This window comes from Streptomyces sp. NPDC091412 (genome assembly GCF_044756885.1).
Lineage (GTDB): Bacteria > Actinomycetota > Actinomycetes > Streptomycetales > Streptomycetaceae > Streptomyces.
Map to the genome: position 1 here is coordinate 187,658 of NZ_JBIVTV010000011.1, position 15,661 is coordinate 203,318.

14 protein-coding genes are annotated in these 15,661 nt (G+C 70.6%); 1 reads left to right on the plus strand and 13 read right to left on the minus strand.

What is annotated here, in order from left to right:
• Window positions 1-19: 19 nt before the first annotated feature.
• From ACIQMV_RS25320 to ACIQMV_RS25380, 13 genes are all read right to left on the minus strand, one after another.
• Entirely contained in the window at window positions 20-1,207 is a 1,188-nt protein-coding gene (locus tag ACIQMV_RS25320) for an ABC transporter substrate-binding protein (protein WP_402595765.1), read from the minus strand.
• Complete coding sequence (locus ACIQMV_RS25325) at window positions 1,204-2,247, minus strand: sugar phosphate isomerase/epimerase family protein (RefSeq protein WP_402595767.1); 1,044 nt, start codon at window positions 2,245-2,247, stop codon at window positions 1,204-1,206. The genes ACIQMV_RS25320 and ACIQMV_RS25325 overlap by 4 nt, the downstream gene beginning before the upstream one ends.
• Entirely contained in the window at window positions 2,247-3,338 is a 1,092-nt protein-coding gene (locus tag ACIQMV_RS25330) for a sugar phosphate isomerase/epimerase family protein (protein ID WP_402595768.1), read from the minus strand. The genes ACIQMV_RS25325 and ACIQMV_RS25330 overlap by 1 nt, the downstream gene beginning before the upstream one ends.
• Window positions 3,339-3,364: 26 nt before the next feature.
• The gene (locus tag ACIQMV_RS25335) at window positions 3,365-3,916 is read right to left on the minus strand and encodes a 2-oxo-4-hydroxy-4-carboxy-5-ureidoimidazoline decarboxylase (RefSeq protein ID WP_402595769.1); all 552 of its coding nucleotides are present in this window, start codon (window positions 3,914-3,916) and stop codon (window positions 3,365-3,367) included.
• A 496-nt stretch (window positions 3,917-4,412) separates the two neighbouring features.
• Window positions 4,413-4,646 (minus strand): EutN/CcmL family microcompartment protein, encoded by a 234-nt coding sequence (locus ACIQMV_RS25340; RefSeq protein WP_141367629.1) that lies wholly within the window; start codon window positions 4,644-4,646, stop codon window positions 4,413-4,415.
• Between the two features lie 397 nt (window positions 4,647-5,043).
• On the minus strand, window positions 5,044-5,841 hold the full coding sequence (locus tag ACIQMV_RS25345; RefSeq protein ID WP_402595771.1) for a hypothetical protein: 798 nt from the start codon (window positions 5,839-5,841) through the stop codon (window positions 5,044-5,046).
• A gap of 175 nt (window positions 5,842-6,016) precedes the next feature.
• Window positions 6,017-9,274: a heavy metal translocating P-type ATPase gene (locus tag ACIQMV_RS25350; protein WP_402595772.1), complete on the minus strand. Its 3,258-nt coding sequence runs from the start codon at window positions 9,272-9,274 to the stop codon at window positions 6,017-6,019.
• A gap of 97 nt (window positions 9,275-9,371) precedes the next feature.
• Window positions 9,372-9,848: a GNAT family N-acetyltransferase gene (locus ACIQMV_RS25355; RefSeq protein WP_216372881.1), complete on the minus strand. Its 477-nt coding sequence runs from the start codon at window positions 9,846-9,848 to the stop codon at window positions 9,372-9,374.
• A gap of 113 nt (window positions 9,849-9,961) precedes the next feature.
• Window positions 9,962-10,417 (minus strand): hypothetical protein, encoded by a 456-nt coding sequence (locus tag ACIQMV_RS25360; protein WP_401772023.1) that lies wholly within the window; start codon window positions 10,415-10,417, stop codon window positions 9,962-9,964.
• Window positions 10,418-10,443: 26 nt separating this feature from the next.
• Window positions 10,444-10,677 carry a heavy-metal-associated domain-containing protein gene (locus tag ACIQMV_RS25365; protein WP_402595775.1) on the minus strand — a complete coding sequence of 78 codons (234 nt, stop codon included), beginning with the start codon at window positions 10,675-10,677 and terminating at the stop codon, window positions 10,444-10,446.
• A 170-nt stretch (window positions 10,678-10,847) separates the two neighbouring features.
• Complete coding sequence (locus ACIQMV_RS25370) at window positions 10,848-11,600, minus strand: DUF4386 family protein (protein ID WP_402595777.1); 753 nt, start codon at window positions 11,598-11,600, stop codon at window positions 10,848-10,850.
• A gap of 35 nt (window positions 11,601-11,635) precedes the next feature.
• Window positions 11,636-11,860, minus strand: a complete 225-nt coding sequence (locus ACIQMV_RS25375) for a heavy-metal-associated domain-containing protein (protein ID WP_402595779.1) — start codon at window positions 11,858-11,860, stop codon at window positions 11,636-11,638.
• A gap of 69 nt (window positions 11,861-11,929) precedes the next feature.
• Entirely contained in the window at window positions 11,930-12,262 is a 333-nt protein-coding gene (locus tag ACIQMV_RS25380; protein WP_402595781.1) for a hypothetical protein, read from the minus strand.
• Window positions 12,263-12,614: 352 nt separating this feature from the next.
• Between ACIQMV_RS25380 and ACIQMV_RS25385 the strand changes: the two genes are divergently transcribed.
• On the plus strand, window positions 12,615-15,329 hold the full coding sequence (locus ACIQMV_RS25385) for an AAA family ATPase (protein WP_402595783.1): 2,715 nt from the start codon (window positions 12,615-12,617) through the stop codon (window positions 15,327-15,329).
• The last annotated feature ends 332 nt before the right edge of the window (window positions 15,330-15,661 follow it).

Genomic DNA, 15,661 nt, shown 5'->3' on the forward strand with positions numbered 1-15,661 from the left:
GGCCCACGCGAATGCGTTTCTAGTTGCCCGCGGTTTTGACTGTGGTCACGAACTTCGGACGCCCGTTCACGACCTGCAGGATGCGGTACTCCCGCGTTCGGTCCATGTGGAAGTCCTTGTCGAAGGTGAGGGGAATGCCCACGTCCTCGTGCTTGAACGAGTTGAGCGCCGCGGCCACCTTGTCGCCGTCGGTGGAACCGGCCTTCCGCATGGCCGCCGCGATGGCCTTCACCGCGATGTAGCCCGTGACACCGAACTGGTTCTGCGGTTGGCTGCCCTGCGCCTTCGCCAGATCCTTGACGAGCTTGTTGACACCAGGAGCCGGGTCATCGCCCCAGACCGAGGCCCAGTCCACCGTGTAGACACCGGACAGGTTCGGCATGGAGTTCTTGAACCAGAAGTCTCCGTCCATTCCGTTGCTCGAGATCAACGGCGAGTCGATGCCCGCATCGCGGAGCTGCTTGACCATCAACGCGCCACCAGGAGGAAAGGAGCAGTTGGCGATGATGCCCGGCTGCCGGGCGGCCGACTTCATCCGGGTGATCTGGGCGCCGAGCGAGGTGTCCTTGTTGTTGAACGTGTCGCTCCCGAGGATCCTGCCGCCGAGCTCTTTGAACCGTGTCCTGAAGCCGTCGCAGAGCTCCTGGCTGAAGTCCGAGATGGTGTCGACCATGAGGTAGGCGTCCTTGATCCCCTTGTCGTGGGCGAACTGTGCCATGGCCGCGCCGTCCGAGGTCGCCGTAGTGCCGACGTTGTAGACGAGTGGACCGAACTTCGCCCACTGGGTGCTGCCACCCCCGACCGACATCGCGATCTTGCCGGCACCTTGGATGACCTGCGCGGCTCCTCCGCCGTAGTTGAGGTCCACGGGAACAAGGGAAGCGACCGCTCCATCGTCGAGGATCGCCTGTCCGGCACGCGCGCTCTCGTTGATGTCCGACTTGTTGTCCTCGGTGACCAGCTTGAGCCGGCGGCCGTTGACTCCCCCAGCCGCATTGATCTCCTTGACGGCCAGTTTGGCGCCGTCGAGGGCCGGCTTCTCGTACGGGGCGAACACACCGCTCATGCCGCCGATGAAACCGATGGTGATCGGCCCGGTCCCGTCGTGATTGCTCGAGGCGGTATCCGTGCTCATGGTGCAGGCCGACAGCGCGAGGCAGAGAGTGACCATCACCCCCGCCGCACGCTTGCGCGTTCCACGAATCATCCTTGTACTCCCTCATAGGTGCCACCGCCGCCAAGGGGGCGGCCGGTCTCTCGCCCGTCCGCTGTCGTGCGGTCGGTCCTGCTGCTTTCTGCGAGCACAAGGCGGAGGTGATCCGCGCTGAGCCGAAGGTGTTCCAAGAACTCCCGCTCCCCTCGCGCTTGTGGCTCCTGGGAGAGCTGCAACCACGTCCCGCCCCTGTCCTGACGGGCACCGCGCACCGCCTCGGCCACGAGCGCGAGCACTCCGGCCGGCTCGAGATCGGGATGCGCGCCGACCCAGATGGGGTCGAAGACTTCGATGTCGAACTGGCCCCTGTGCTGTTCGACAGTGAGGTTCGGCGGTTCCGCCAGCGCGCCGAGTACGTCGATGACCTCGGCCCAGTCGGTGATGCCACCGCCGCATGGCGCCAGATGCCGTCTCAGACCGGTTTTCGTCAGGCTGAGGGTCACGTCCTCGAGCTGCGTCTGGCGCACGTACGGCCCGAGCTGTTCGAGCACATGCAGCGGGTGCTCGCCCCGTACGACGGCGTTGGCCAGGTCGAAGGTCACGCCCACCACATCCGGGCCCACGGCCTGCACCACCCGAAGCACATCGGTGGACGTGAGGTCCTCGTGCGTCTCCAGGTTGAGGTGCGCATGTGCGTTCCGTGCTTTCGCGGCGAGCCCCGTGAGGAGCGTGACCACGCCGTCCAGCTGAGCCGCGAACGAGTGCCCGGGGTCGAAGCGATCCAGCTTCGTGTAGGCCGTGATCTCGGTGCTGCCCAGGACCAGACAGGCATCGAGCAGTGACTCGGCCTCGACCGCCGGGATCACACGGTCCGGTGTCGCGATGGCACCGATGCCGACTTCGAGGTACAGGCCGAGATCGGCCGCCAAGTCACGTATTTCCGCCAGTTCATGACGATCCAGCCGGCTGCTCACCAGGAGGGGAGTCGCGAACGCGACGCCGTCCAGGCCTTCCTCGGCCGCGCGATGCAGGGTGGCACGAGCTGAGCGGTCCCGGCTGCCCGGGAAGTACTCGCAGGAGAGTCCGACCCTCATCAGCAGTCGCCTCTCCCAGCCACCTTCGCCAGCGTTTCGCGGATGAACGCCGCACTCTCGGTGATGAACGCGAGCTGGTCTTCCGACTCGCACGGCGCGGCGTACACCTGCTCTCGGGTGGGCGCCAGCCCGTCGCGGATCCTGCTCTCGTGAACGACCGTCATCTGAACGATCGCCGCGAGCTCGTCGGTCGTCAGGTCGGGGTGCGCCGCGCGCCAGGTCGGGTCATAGACGTGCAGCGGCATCTCGAAGCGCAGCTGGGGATTCTCGATGGAGAGGTTGACGTGTGGCGCTTCGAGCCGGAGAACGCCGAACACGCCTTCCCAGTCGATGACGCCTTGGCCCACGGGGACGAGTTGATGGCCGATCCCGAAGTCGGTGAAGTACAGTCCGGCGTCCTTGACATGGGTCATCCGCACGTACGGCGCGACGCGCTGGGCGGCCTTCACGGGGTCCTCTGCCCGGACCAGCACGTTTCCGATGTCGAAGGTGATGCCGACGGTGTCCGGGCCCACCTCCTCGACGATGCGCACGAGCTCGAAACTGGTGATCTCCTCGTGGGTCTCGAGGTTGAGATGCGAGCCTGTCGCGTTCAGCACGGGGGCCAGGCTCCTGAGCACCTTGACGGTCGCGGTGAGCTGGTCGGGCCACGGGGCATCGGTGCGGAACCGGTCGAACACGAAGTAGCCGGGCAACCCGAACTTGTAGTTGGCGGTTCCGGTCCAGAGTTCGTGAATGCCGATCTCTGCCGCAGCCTGGATCATGCGTTCCATGCCGCGCAGGTAATCCCCGTCCCCGAGGATCCGGATCTCCGGCGTCTCGGGAGTTGCGTACGGGTTGACCTTCCCCACCCCGGCTTCCAGGTAGAGGCCGAGTTCGTCGGCGAGTACGCGCACCTCGCGCAGCTCGCCCGGATCGAGTGTCTCGCTCATTTCGAGTATCGAGCGGAAAAAGACCCCATCGAGGCCGAGTTCGGCGGCGTGACGCAGCCGGCCGAGCGCACCGGGTTCGGCTCCCTCAGGCAGTTTCCGTCCGTCGACTCCGACCTTGGGACTCGTGCGAAGGATGGTTGATGCGTTCACGGTTGACATCGGGTCCATTCCTCTCTTCGATCAGGTCAGTAGGAGGTGCCCGGCTCGGCCAGCTCATGCAGCAGCTTCGGCAGCCGGATCGCCATGAGCTTCTTGAGCTCGCTCTTGATCTGCTCTGTCTCGGCTGTCGCGTCGTTTCCCAGGCGTGCCCGGATGGCTTCGACGATGTCCCACCCGGTGAGGCCGGTGGCGCTGATGAGGAACACGTGGCCGAAGCGCTCCTCGTATGCCTCATTGGCCGCCGCCAGGCGTGCGAGCAGTTCCGTTTCGGTTCCCACGCCTGCTGACTCCGAGCGTGACCAGCGAGCCTCGGCGTCGGTGCCGGCGATCGGGGCGCCGATTCGGGTCAGGCCGGTGTGTGCGGCGACCACCTCCTCCGGGCTGAGTCCGTCGACTGCGCTCGTGGCCCGGCCGAGCAGACTCTCAACGGTGTCGTAGGGCCGCGCGGCTTCGACGTTCTCGGCCCACGTGAGCACCGGCAGGTGGCAGGAGTCGAAGAGTTTCTGGACGAATTCCTCACGTGGCATCGAGTTCACGATGGCCAGGCCGCTGTCGGTGATGCCGGCGGCGCTGTTCATGACTGGCTCCTTGCTTCACGAAGGGTGTCGGAAGGGGATGAGGGCGAGCACGCCGTCGAGGGCCTCATCGATGCCCGCGGCATCGGGGCCGAGTTCGGTTCACAGGGGTGCAGGAACGAGCCGAGGCGGTTCGGCTGGGCCAGGCCTCGACGATCCGGTTCCTGGAGAAGGGGGCCGGCCAGGACCTGACGGGCACGATTGGGCTGGTTTTAAAGCCGGTTCCAGCCAGCCGGAAGTAGTTGTGCAGCTACCGCGCAGCCGGGTGGGCGTAGTTGAGCGGAATTGATGAGTACGTCATGGGGCCGAGCGCCGGCGGTGGCCCATGTCGGGGCCGGAGTCTCGACGGCGTTCGTGATGATCAAGCGCTCCTTGAGTTCACCTCAGCCGTCGATGTTCTACAAAGCGTCGACGGCGGCGTCGCGCGCGGTCAGAAGGTCGGCCTCAGCGCCGGCTGATGCGGATCCCTCTTTCGCACCAGCCCAGTCACAGGTGAGACCTACGTAGTCGGCGGCCGAACTTCGGCAGCACGGGCGGCACTTCCTGTGGCGATGGGCACCAGCTCTCCGGCTCGGGAGCCACCGGAGATGAGGGGTTTGCCTAACGGCTGGCCCCTGACGTCAGAGTCGTACACGAGCATGTAATTTGAGCCATGCAGGCCCGGCACTTTGAGGGTGGAGATCGCACAGCCGATCACCTTGGCGATCACCGTGACAGCCCGGCGATTCATCATGTGACATGATTAGCAGACGTCTAACATCTGTGGGAAGACCTTTGGCGCGAGCGGGTGCATCAAGTTGGCCTCGCGCTTTCATGAAGCGGGCTGCCCGACGGGCGGTCGGACAGCAAAAAGCGCCTCTGGCCAGCAACAATGAGGATTTCCAGGTCCAGGCCAACTCCGTGGCGCTCGCCTCCTGGCGGCAGCCGCAGGCCGTCCACGACCCGGGCAAAGTCCTCCTGGATCTCACGCCGGTGGTCACAATCGGCGGGAACTGCCTCGCCGACATGGCACTGCTGCGGCCGACGGGAGCACCGTCACCATTTGGCGGGTCTGCTGTGGCAGACGAGTGTTTCGGCCCTGTTCCCCGAAGATGCCGCCAACCGGACCGCGGCTGCCGTGGCGGCGAAGTTCAGCCGCGTTCGCGGTAGTTCATGAACCAGTGGGTGTCGAAATAGCGAGCCATCGTGAACGGGTGCTGCGGGTCGATGAGGATGCGGCAGACGAACTCCGCGGTCCGGCAGTCGAAGTGGACGTCCTCGCCGTCGAAGGACCGGACCACGACGGGCCAGCGGTCGGGGTCGTCACCGTCGGTCCTCCAGCAGTACAGGTCCTCGTGCTCAGTACCCGCCCAGATGAGCAACCCGTCCTCCCTGAGAGACGTCCACGGCTCCTGGTTCAGGTTCAGATATCCGTCGAAGGCGCCCTCGCCGAACGTCTCGGCCATGTGTTTGTAGTCGCTCGGCAGCGCGGTGCCCAGGCGTGACTCCACCTCCGCCCAGTCCACGTCCGGCCGCCGGGCGGGCTGGGTCCACCCGGTGATCCGTATGAGCCGCTCCATCCAGTCGGCGTCCTCCTCCGGAGCGACCGCCAAGGGCTCGGGCACCTCTCTGCGAGCCACCACCAGCACCGGCCGCTCGATCCCCTCGGCGTCCCGCGCCGTACCCGTGCCGACCCACTGGTCCCCGTACGCCCACGCCCGTATCGTGACGGCCCGGTCCTCGAAGGGCACGAGGAGGGCCGCGCCCCTGGACTCGTCGACCGTCGGATCGGTGAAGCCGTCGAGGACGAGGGTACGCGGGGCGCCGTACCTGCTGTCGAGCAGGTCGGTCAGGTGCCGCGAATCCAGGTCGCTGGGCAGGTACATGTATCCGTCCCCCGAGCCGAGTTGGGCCAGCAGGTCGTTGACGGTCGCTTGCGTGAGCTCCATGGCGGACAGTGAAACGCACCGCACCGACCATGGACGTGCTCACAGAGGGACCTGTCGTCAACTGGAGGTGCGTTGGACCCGACACCTCCCGGAGTCGTTGCCCGGGCCGCGGGCCCAGCCGGCACCGGACTGGTCGCCGACGTGGCAACGGTGGTGGTCATGGGCCCTCCGTGGGTCAGCCGGCCCGGACGGTGAACGGCACGGTGATCACGTCTCCGTGAGCGAGCCGAAACTGTGCCCACAACTGATAGGTCCCGGCGGTGGGGAACTCCGCGTGCACGGCGAGTTCGGGGCCGAACGTCCGGGCGGGCAGGGCGAAGACGGGGAGTCCGTCGGCACCGGTGGCCTCGGCGTGCTCGTGGGCGAAGGTCTGCCCATCGGCGCGCATGACCACGATGTGGCCGGCGGCAGCCAGATAGGGCCGCAGGTCGTCAACCGGGTGACCCGTGGCCGCGTCGCTGAATGTGTAGTGCAGATCGCTGCGCCCGCCGACCTTGGCGTCGCCGTCGAGCCGCACACGGACGCCGTCCACGACGGTGCTGCGCGGACCTTCGGTGACGGTCACCGGCGCGGGCGCGGGGCCGGCGACGGTGACCACCTGCCGGGAGTGCACGTCGGCCATCTGGCCCTGCCGGCGGAACTCGGTGTTGACGATGTACCGACCGGCGGTGGGGAAGGTGATGTCCACCGCGAGCTGTCCGGGCCGACCGGTCGGCAGCGGATGCACGTGGGCGAACGTGCCCAGGTCGGCGCGGGTGGCGATCAGGTGCATCCACGCCTCGTGGCTGCGGGTCAGATCCTCCACCGGCTTCCCCGTCCGGCTGTCGACGATGGTGGCCACCAGCCGGGCCGGCACGCCGGGCCGGACGCTCACGGGCAGATCGAGGTGGACATCGAGCCCTGCCTCGGCGGCGTCGGTCGCCGGGACGTCGGCGGTCATCATCACGCTCATCGCGGGGCGCATCGGCATGCCGGTGCCCTGCACCCAGGCCAGCTGGCCGTTCATACCGCGCTCGGCGAAGTCCATCCGGCTGACCGCGGTCAGCCCGGCGCCAAGGGCCAGGGCGACGGCCGCGATGCCGGTCAGGTACGCGTACTGGCCGGCCCGGGCGCGCAGCGGTGGGTGCAGGATCTCCCGAGCCGTAGCCGGGCGGCGGAAGCGGCGCAGCCGCAGCGCGTTGCCGACCACGCTGACCGAGCTCATCGCCATCGCCGCACTGGCCAGAACCGGGTCGAGCAGCAGGCCGTTCCACCAGTACAGCGCTCCAGCGGCGACCGGGACGAGGAGCAGGTTGTAGGCGAACGCCCAACCCAGACCCTGCTTCATCGTCGTCACGGTGCGCCGTGACAGCGCGATCGCCGAGACGATCCCGCGCAGGTCGCCACCGACCAGGGTGATGTCTGAGGCGGCGATCGCCACGTCGGCGCCGGTACCGACCGCCAGGCCGATCGCGGCTTCACTGAGGGCGCCGGCGTCATTGATGCCGTCCCCGCAGAAGGCGACGATGTCCCCCCGCTCTTGCAGTTCGCGCACCTTCGCCGCCTTCTCGGCCGGCAGCACCTCGGCGAGTACATGCTCGATGCCGACCTGCTCGGCGATCGTCGCGGCGGTGGCGGCGTTGTCGCCGGTGAGCATCCACACCTGCAGCCCCAGCGCCTTCAGCTGGGCGACCGCCTCGGCCGACTCCGCCTTGACCGTGTCGGCCACGGTGAGCACGGCGGCCGCGGCTCCGTCGACCGCGACGAACATCGGCGTGCGGCCGGCCGCGGCCTCGGTGGCGGCGGTGACCTCCAGCGCGGCGACGTCGACGCCACGGGCGGCCATCAACGCGGCGTTGCCCACGAGAACGTGCTTCTCGCCGACGACGGCGTCGACGCCGTGCCCGGGAACGGCGTCGAAGGAGCGCAGCGCCGGCAGGTCGAGGGAGCGAGCGGTGGCGGCGACGACGATCGCCTCGCCGACCGGGTGCTCGCTGCCGGTCTCGGCGGCCGCCACCAGAGCCAGAACGTCGTTCTCGGTCCAGCCGTCGGTGGTGGTGATCCCGGTCAGGGAGGGCTTGCCCCGAGTGATCGTGCCGGTCTTGTCGAGCACCACGGCGGTGACGCGTCGTGCGGTCTCCAGGGCGTCACCGTTGGCGATGAGGATGCCCAGCTCCGCGGCGCGGCCGGTGCCGACCATCACCGCCGTGGGCGTGGCCAGACCGAGCGCGCAGGGGCAGGCGATGATCAGCACCGCGATCGTGGTGCTGATCGCCGTCGTCAGCCCTCCGGTGTCCGGGCCGAGCAGCGCCCACGCGACGAAGGTGGCCGCGGCCAGGCCGAGCACGATCGGCACGAACCAGGCCGAGACCCGGTCGGCGAGGCTCTGCAGCGGCACCTTCCCGCCCTGCGCCTCTTCGACGAGCCGGACGATCTGCGCCAGCGCGGTGTCCGGGCCGACCGCGGTCACCCGCAGCACCACCGTGCCGGTGCGGTTGATCGTGGCGCCGATGACCTGGTCGCCGACGGCTTTGTCCGCCGGCAGGCTCTCGCCGGTCAGCATGCTCTCGTCGACCGCGGTGGCGCCGTCGGTGACGACGCCGTCGACCGGTATCTTCTCGCCGGGCCGGACCCGCACCAGGTCGCCGACGACGACCTGTTCGACCGGGATGTCGACCGCGGTGCCGTCGCGCAGCACACGGGCGGTCTTCGGCGCCAGCCCGACCAGGGCGGTGATCGCCGCGGTGGTCTGCTTCTTCGCCTTCGCCTCCATCCACCGGCCGGCCAGGACGAGGGCGAGGACGACCAGCGAGGTCTCGAAGTACACGTGCAGCGGCAGGCCCCACCGCTCGGCGGCCGCGGGCCAGAGGGTGACGAACGTGCTGTAGGCGTAGGCGACCCCGGTGCCCAGCGCCACGAGGGTGTTCATGTTCGTGCTGCGGTGCCGCGCGGCTGCCCAGGCGGCACGGTAGATGTCCCACCCGGCCCAGAACTGCACAACCGTGGCGACCACGAGGATGGCCGGCATCAGCCAGTCCATCGCGTCGAGGTGGAGCGGCACGTACATCAGCACCATCAGCCCGAGGCCGGTGGCAAGGGTGATCTGCCACGTGCGCTTGAGTGACGTCAGGTGTGCCTCGCCGTCCCGTTCTTCGCTCGGCGCGGGGTTCGCGGCGTTCACGGCGGCGGGCCGGGTGGCGCGGCGCGGGGTCGCGGTGTAGCCGGCCCGGGTGATCGCCGCGGTCAGTTCCTCCAGCCCCGCCCGTGCCGGGTCGAAGTGGACGGTGGCGACCTCGGTGGCCAGGTTGACCTCCGCGGCCGCCACCCCGTCGACACGGCGAAGCGCCCTCTCCACCCGGCTCACACACGAGGCGCACGTCATGCCGCCGATGTCGAGGATGCATCCGGCGGTCGCCTGGGGCGCCGCGGTGGCGGTCGGCGCGTTGATGGTCATTGCGGTCTCCTGGTCGGGCGGGGCAGGGGGCTTCGGCTGATCGTTCCGGGGTGCGGCCCGGCTTCGGACCGGCGATTTCGCCGGGTTCGTGGCCGGGTCACCGGCCGGCGGCCGAGTCGGCGTACGCGCTTGGGGGCCAGGAGGCGAGGATCTTGGGCCGGAGTGTGGCGCCGAGGCGTTGGTAGAAGCGCTGCGCGTCGGCGTTGTCGACCTCCATGCCCCAGCGGATGAGCAGTCGCCCGGGCGCGGCCGACGCGGCGAGGGCGGCCATGAGACGGCGACCGGTACCGGCGCCGCGGTTCCCGGGGCGGACGTAGAGGTCGTCGAGGTTGAGCACGTCGCCGCCGGTCCACAGGTGCAGTTGGCGGACGGAGGAGACGTAGCCGACCGCCCGGCCGCCGCGCTCGGCCAGAAGGACGATCACCTCGGGGCGTGCGAGCAGGGCGCGCCACTGATCATCCGTGACGTGCACGTGCGCCGCCTGGTCCTCGTGGGCGGCTATCTCGCGGACCATCGCAGCTACGTCGACGGCGTCATCCGTCGTGGCCCGGCGGATCGTGACCTCGGACATCATGGGTCTTCCTTTCGTGGGGTGCGGCGGCGGACGGGGCGGACGGCGCCGACCGCCGCGGTCGGGTTCATGCGACGCCGCAGGTGTCTACGACGTCGCCGGGCCGGCGTGGGACCTCAGCAGTGGGCGTACTCGTGCGGACGTAGCAGCATGGCCACGGCCATGGCCGGGAGCATGAGCAGGTGGCCCCACAGCATCAGGTCGCTGGTGTCGATGAGTTCGAGCGCCAACGGCACGAACAGCACCAGGAAGGGCACGTACATGGCCGCGCCCATTTCGGCGATGGGCCGCCGGCGGTGGCCACGGAACCTCATCCACGCGGACATGGCCACGGTCATGTTCGTCGCCATGATCAGTGCGCCGGTGTACGGGTTGTGCATCAGTGCGACGGCGCCGAGAGCGTCGAGGACGAACATCCAGACCGGGTGCAGCACGACCATGCCGACGGCCATCGCCACGGTCATCTCGGCGAAGTGCAGGGCGAACTTCTTGGCGCTCAGGCGATGGCCGTTGTGCGTGACGGCGTCGGTGGGCGCGGGGGCCGCGCTCGGGGTGGTGGCTTCGGTGTGCACGGTGTGTCTCCAGGGATGGGAGCGGGTCACGGGACGAGGGCGTGGCCGGCCTCGTCGACCGCGGCGGCGATGTCGGCGCGGTCGACCGGCTGGGAGGCGGTGACGGTGACGCTGCGGGTGGCCAGGTCGACGGTGACGGACTCGACGCCGGCGACGCTGGAGATCTCCTCGGTGACGGAGCGCGCGCAATGCGCGCAGGTCATGCCGCTGACCTCGAAGGTGGTCGAGCCGATGAAGGTGCGGGGGGTACCGGAGAGCAAGGGGAACTCCTCGAGTTGTTGGTGGTGGTGCGGTCAGGTGGAAGAGTCGGCCCGGGAGCGGGTGTGTCTCACCGGGGTGCACGGCGTGCTGCGATGAAGCAATCTCCGCCTTCGCTTCGGCGCGCTCGCCGACGGTGTCGAAGGTGACCGGCGCCGCGCGGCCCACGCGTTCATCGAGCGGGCGGCGGGGACTGCGCATCCCGCGTCCGCCAGGCGACCACGGCCAGCCAGATCATCCACGCCACGTCGAGGACGAAGGCCAGAACGATGGCGATCGTCTCCGTTCGCGAGAAGCCCGCGGAGCCGACCACCCAGCCCTGCACCAGATAGGTGAGGCCGGAAAGCCCCATCAGGTGGCCGATGGACCGCGGGACCCAAGCCGTCCGCATGACCGCGGCCGCGAACAGGAGCAGTGCGAGGCCCAGGGCGAAGTTCTGGTAGCTCCTCACCCCCCATTCGAGCCAGCGGATCGCCTCGGCGCCCGCGAAGCGCGCCGGCTTCTCGGCGTACGGGGCGCTCGCCCACGCGTTCACGGCCTGTTTGAGGGCGACCCCGTCCACGGCCTGGAGGACGCCGTAGAGCGCCAGTGTCGCCACCGCCGAAGCGGCACCGAATCGCCCCGCCCATCTGGCTGTTCCAGCCTGGACGTCCAGGGCGAAGAACAGGGCGACCAGTCCCGCGAGGAGCACCGCCATGCCCGCGAACTGGCCGAGGTGGACGACCGTCCAGATCCCGCTGTCGGCGTACTCGGTGAACACGGCGGGGTGGTTGTTCGCGTCCCCATCGGTGTGGAACTGGGTGACCGCGATGTACAGGAGTTGTCCCACGAGCAGCAGCGTGGCGGGCAGGCGCAGCGACGTGCGGCGCGCCAGGGTTTCGGTGTGGGCGGGGGTGGCGCTGAGAGCGGGCAGTGTGCTGGGCACGGCAGGCCTCCGGGTGGCGTGCGGAATGGGCGGAGTCATGGGACGAGGGCGTGGCCCGCCTTGTCGACGGCGGCGGCGATGTCGGCGCGGTCCAGGGGGCGAGAGGCGATGACGGTGACCGTCCCCGCGGCCAGGCCGTTGGTGACGGTGCCGACGCTGTCGATGGCGGCGATTTGTTCGGTGACCGCGCGCCGGCAGTGCGCGCGGGTCGTGTCCTCGGCCTCGAAGGTGGTCGAGGCGATGTGGGTGCTGGGCTGCAAGGGCAATTCCCCGAGGTGCTGGTGGTGGTGCCGGTCAGGTGTAAGCGTCGGCCCGAGGGTGGGTGCGTCTCACCGGGGAAATCGCCGGGTTTTCCGCCAGGGTCGGCCCGGTCGGGGACGGTGCGCTCCGTGGCTGCTGACCGTGGCGCAGGGCTTGCCACGGGGGACGGCGAGCGCGGTGAGGACGAGCAGGGTGGCAAGGACGCCGACGGTGACGGCGAAAGCCCGGTTGTAGGCGGCGATCAGCCCGGCCTGCGTGGCGAGGTCGCCGGCTGTCGCGGTGAGCCCGGCGACACCGAGCGCGGCGCCGATCTCGTGGCAGGTGATCGTCAGCCTCGAGGACGGTCCGGAACCCGTGGCGGGCACGTCGCCCGTCGCAGCGACGTCGATGGCGACGGACATCGGCCCGACGCCGGCGCCGATGGGCAGGAAGCCAGGCGGACCGACGCCGGCGTCGGAAGTGCCGACGGCACCGGCGGCCGGCAGCACGCCTGCGGCCGGCCAAGGCGCCGCCGAGGACCAGGGTGCGGGCGCCAGGGCGTCCGAGTTGTGCGCGGCCAGCGCATGGCGCGACCGAGTTGTGCGCGGCCGGCCCACGAGGCGACCGGTGCCTGTGCGAGGGGGCTCCGGTTCGGCGGCGGGGTGGGCCGACGGGGCTCCTCCTCGGAATCGGGGTGATGGTCAGCTGCCACGCTCGCCGCAGGTGATCACTTGCGCCGGTGTCTTCACCGGCGCGTTCGGTACCGTTGGGCTCGTGCTGGCCGGACGTGACCCTGAACGCGCGGCGATCGCCGCCCTGCTCGACGCCGCACGCACCGGCAGCGGCGGCGCGCTGATGGTGCGTGGCGTCGCCGGGGTCGGCAAGTCGGCGCTGCTGGCCGACGTGTTGGCAACCGCGTTGGACCTGCGGGTGCTGCGCACCTCCGGCGTGGAGTCCGAATCGCCGCTGGCCTTCGCCGCACTGCAACGGCTGCTGTGGCCACTGCGCACCCGCATCGATGCCCTGCCGGCGCCGCAGGCTGCGGCACTGCGCGCGGCGATGGGTGAGACCGAGGGCGAGGGCGACCGCTTCCGCGCGTTCCTCGGCACGCTGAGCCTGCTCGCCGACGCTGCCGAAGAGGCGCCGCTGCTGGTCGTCGTCGACGACGCGCACTGGCTCGACGACGCGTCGGCCGCGGCGCTGCTGTTCGCCGCCCGCCGACTGCAGGCGGAGCGCGTGGCGCTGCTGTTCGCCGCCCGCGACGGCGACGCCCGCGAGTTCGACGCCGGGGACCTGCCCACCATCGTTCTCGACGGCGTGACCGGTGCCGACGCCCACGCGCTGCTGTCCGAACACACCGGGACCGACATCGATCCGGCGGCTCGCGACCAACTGGTGGCGGGCACCGGCGGCAACCCGCTCGCGCTGGTCGAGCTGGCCGGGGTGCTCACCGCGGACCAACTGGCCGGCCGGACGCCGCTGCCCACCCCGCTGCCGCTGACCGGCGGTGTGGAGCGCGCCTTCCTCGACCGCTACCGCCGCCTCGACGAGACCGCGCAGCGGTTCCTGCTGGTCGCCGCGACCGACGACACCACCCGCCTGACTGTGGTCCGCGACGCCGCCGAGCGCCTCGACGCCGCTGATACCGCCCTCGACGCGGTGGAGCTGTCGGGGTTGCTGCGCGTCGACGGCGACGCCGTCTCCCTCCACCACCCGCTGGTGCGCTCGGCGGTCTACCGGGCGGCCACCAGTGCGCAACGCCGTGCCGCGCACCGTGCGCTCGCCGACGTGCTGACCGGCGACCCCGAGCGGCGGGCCTGGCACCTGGCCGCCGCCGCCGACCGGCCCGACGAGGACGTCGTCGCCGCCCTCGACGGGGTCGCCGAGCGCGCTGCGGCCCGCGGTGGCCACGAGGCGGCGGCCGCCGCGTGGGCCCGCGCCGCCGAGCTCACCGCCGGCGGTGAGGCCCGCGGCCGGCGGCTGTACCGGGCCGCGTCCTCGGCCTGGCTGGGCGCGCACCCTTCGCGCGCCTCGGCGCTCGCCCAGGCCGCCGCGGCAGACGTGACCGATCCGCCGGCGCGTGCGCAACTGCTCGCGTTGCAGGGGCAGATCGAGTGGAACACCCGCTCGCTGAACGACGGCTTCGACCTCATCCTGCGGGCCGCCGAGGTCGCCGCCGACGGGGACGCGGCACTGGTGGCGCAGCTGGCGATGCTCGCCGCGTCGCTGGCGGCGTTCGGCGCCCGGTCCCCGCGCGCGGTGGACCCGACCGCGCTGGTGGCCGAGCCCGCGCCGGACGCGCCGCCCCAGGTGCGGGCTGCCTGGGCCCTCCTGCACGGCTTCGGCGCCGTCGCCCGCAGCGACTGGACTGCCGCCGCGGAATCCTTCCGGTCCGCGTTCGTCCTCACCGACGACGCCCCGGTCGAGGACCACCTGCTGCAGCCCAACCTGGGCATCGCCGCGATGCTGATCGACGACGACGAACGCGGACTGCGGCTGCACGAACAGCAACTGACCGCCGCCCGCCGCGCCGGCGCGCTGACCATGGTCGAGCACGCCCTCACCCGCGGGGCCCACTTCCAGATCGCTACCGGCGCCTGGCCGAAGGCGGCCAATGCCGCCGCCGAGGCGCTGCCGCTGACCGTCGGCACCGGCCACCCTGGGTTGACCGCACTGCCCACCGCACAACTCGCCCTGGTCGCGGCGCTACGCGGAGACGACGTCACCGACCGCCATCTGGACAAGGTCACCGAGATCAGGGACAAGCACCCGGTCGGCATCACCGACGGCCTCGTCGCCGACCTGACGCACTGGACCCGCGGGCTGCGCGCGGCCACGCAGCCCGCCTCCGCGCTGCACCATCTCGAGCACATCGAGGGGCCGGCCTGCCGCCGTCTGGCCGCTCTCGACCTGTTCGACGCCGCCATCCGCGGCAACCGCCCAGGCCTCGCCCGCACTTGGCTGGCCGAGCTGGAGCATTTCGCCGCGGGCACCGGGCTGCCGGCCGCGACCGCGGTCGTCGAACACGGCCGTGCGCTGCTCGCAGCCGACAGCGACGCCGAGGCTCACTTCCAGCAGGCACTGACCGCGCACGCCGGCTCGCGACGGCTGCCCAACCGGGCCCGCACTCATCTGGCCTTCGGCGAACACCTGCGCCGCGCCCGCCGCAGGGTCGACGCCCGCGAGCATCTGCGCACCGCGCTGGCGCTGTTCGAGGGCCTCGGCGCTGCCTCGTGGGCTCAGCGGGCCGCGCAGGAGCTGCGCGCCTCCGGCGAGAGCGTCCGCCGCCGCGACGTCGCCACCGCCACCGAGCTGACCCCGCAGGAGCGCCAGGTCGCCGCCCTGGTCCGGCAGGGCCTGTCGAACCGGGACGTTGCCGCGCAGCTGTTCGTCAGTTCACGCACCGTCGACTTTCACTTGCGAAACTGCTACGCCAAGTTGGGCGTCGCCTCCCGCGCCGAGCTCACCGCTCTCCCCCTCGACCTGTGACCGGCACGGATCTGCGCCTTCCACCCGAGTTCAGGACCGGTGCCGCACGAAGCCGACGTAGGCGTAGGCGAACCCCTCGCCCGCGCGTGGTGCCCGGGTCCAGGACCGCGTGGTGAAGGTGCGGAGCCTGCCCCCGGTCAGCGCGAAGCGGGGCTGTGCTCACGGATGCAGGACTTCACCCCCGACCAGCTCCACCACGCACTGACCCGGCGGCACGTCGTGCGCGCCACTCGCCCCGGCAGACCCCTGCTGCCGCCGAGGCCCGGGGGGTGCACCTGCGCCGCGAGCACCGGATCGGGCCGGTGCGGCCGGCCACCCCGTACTTCCGTCAC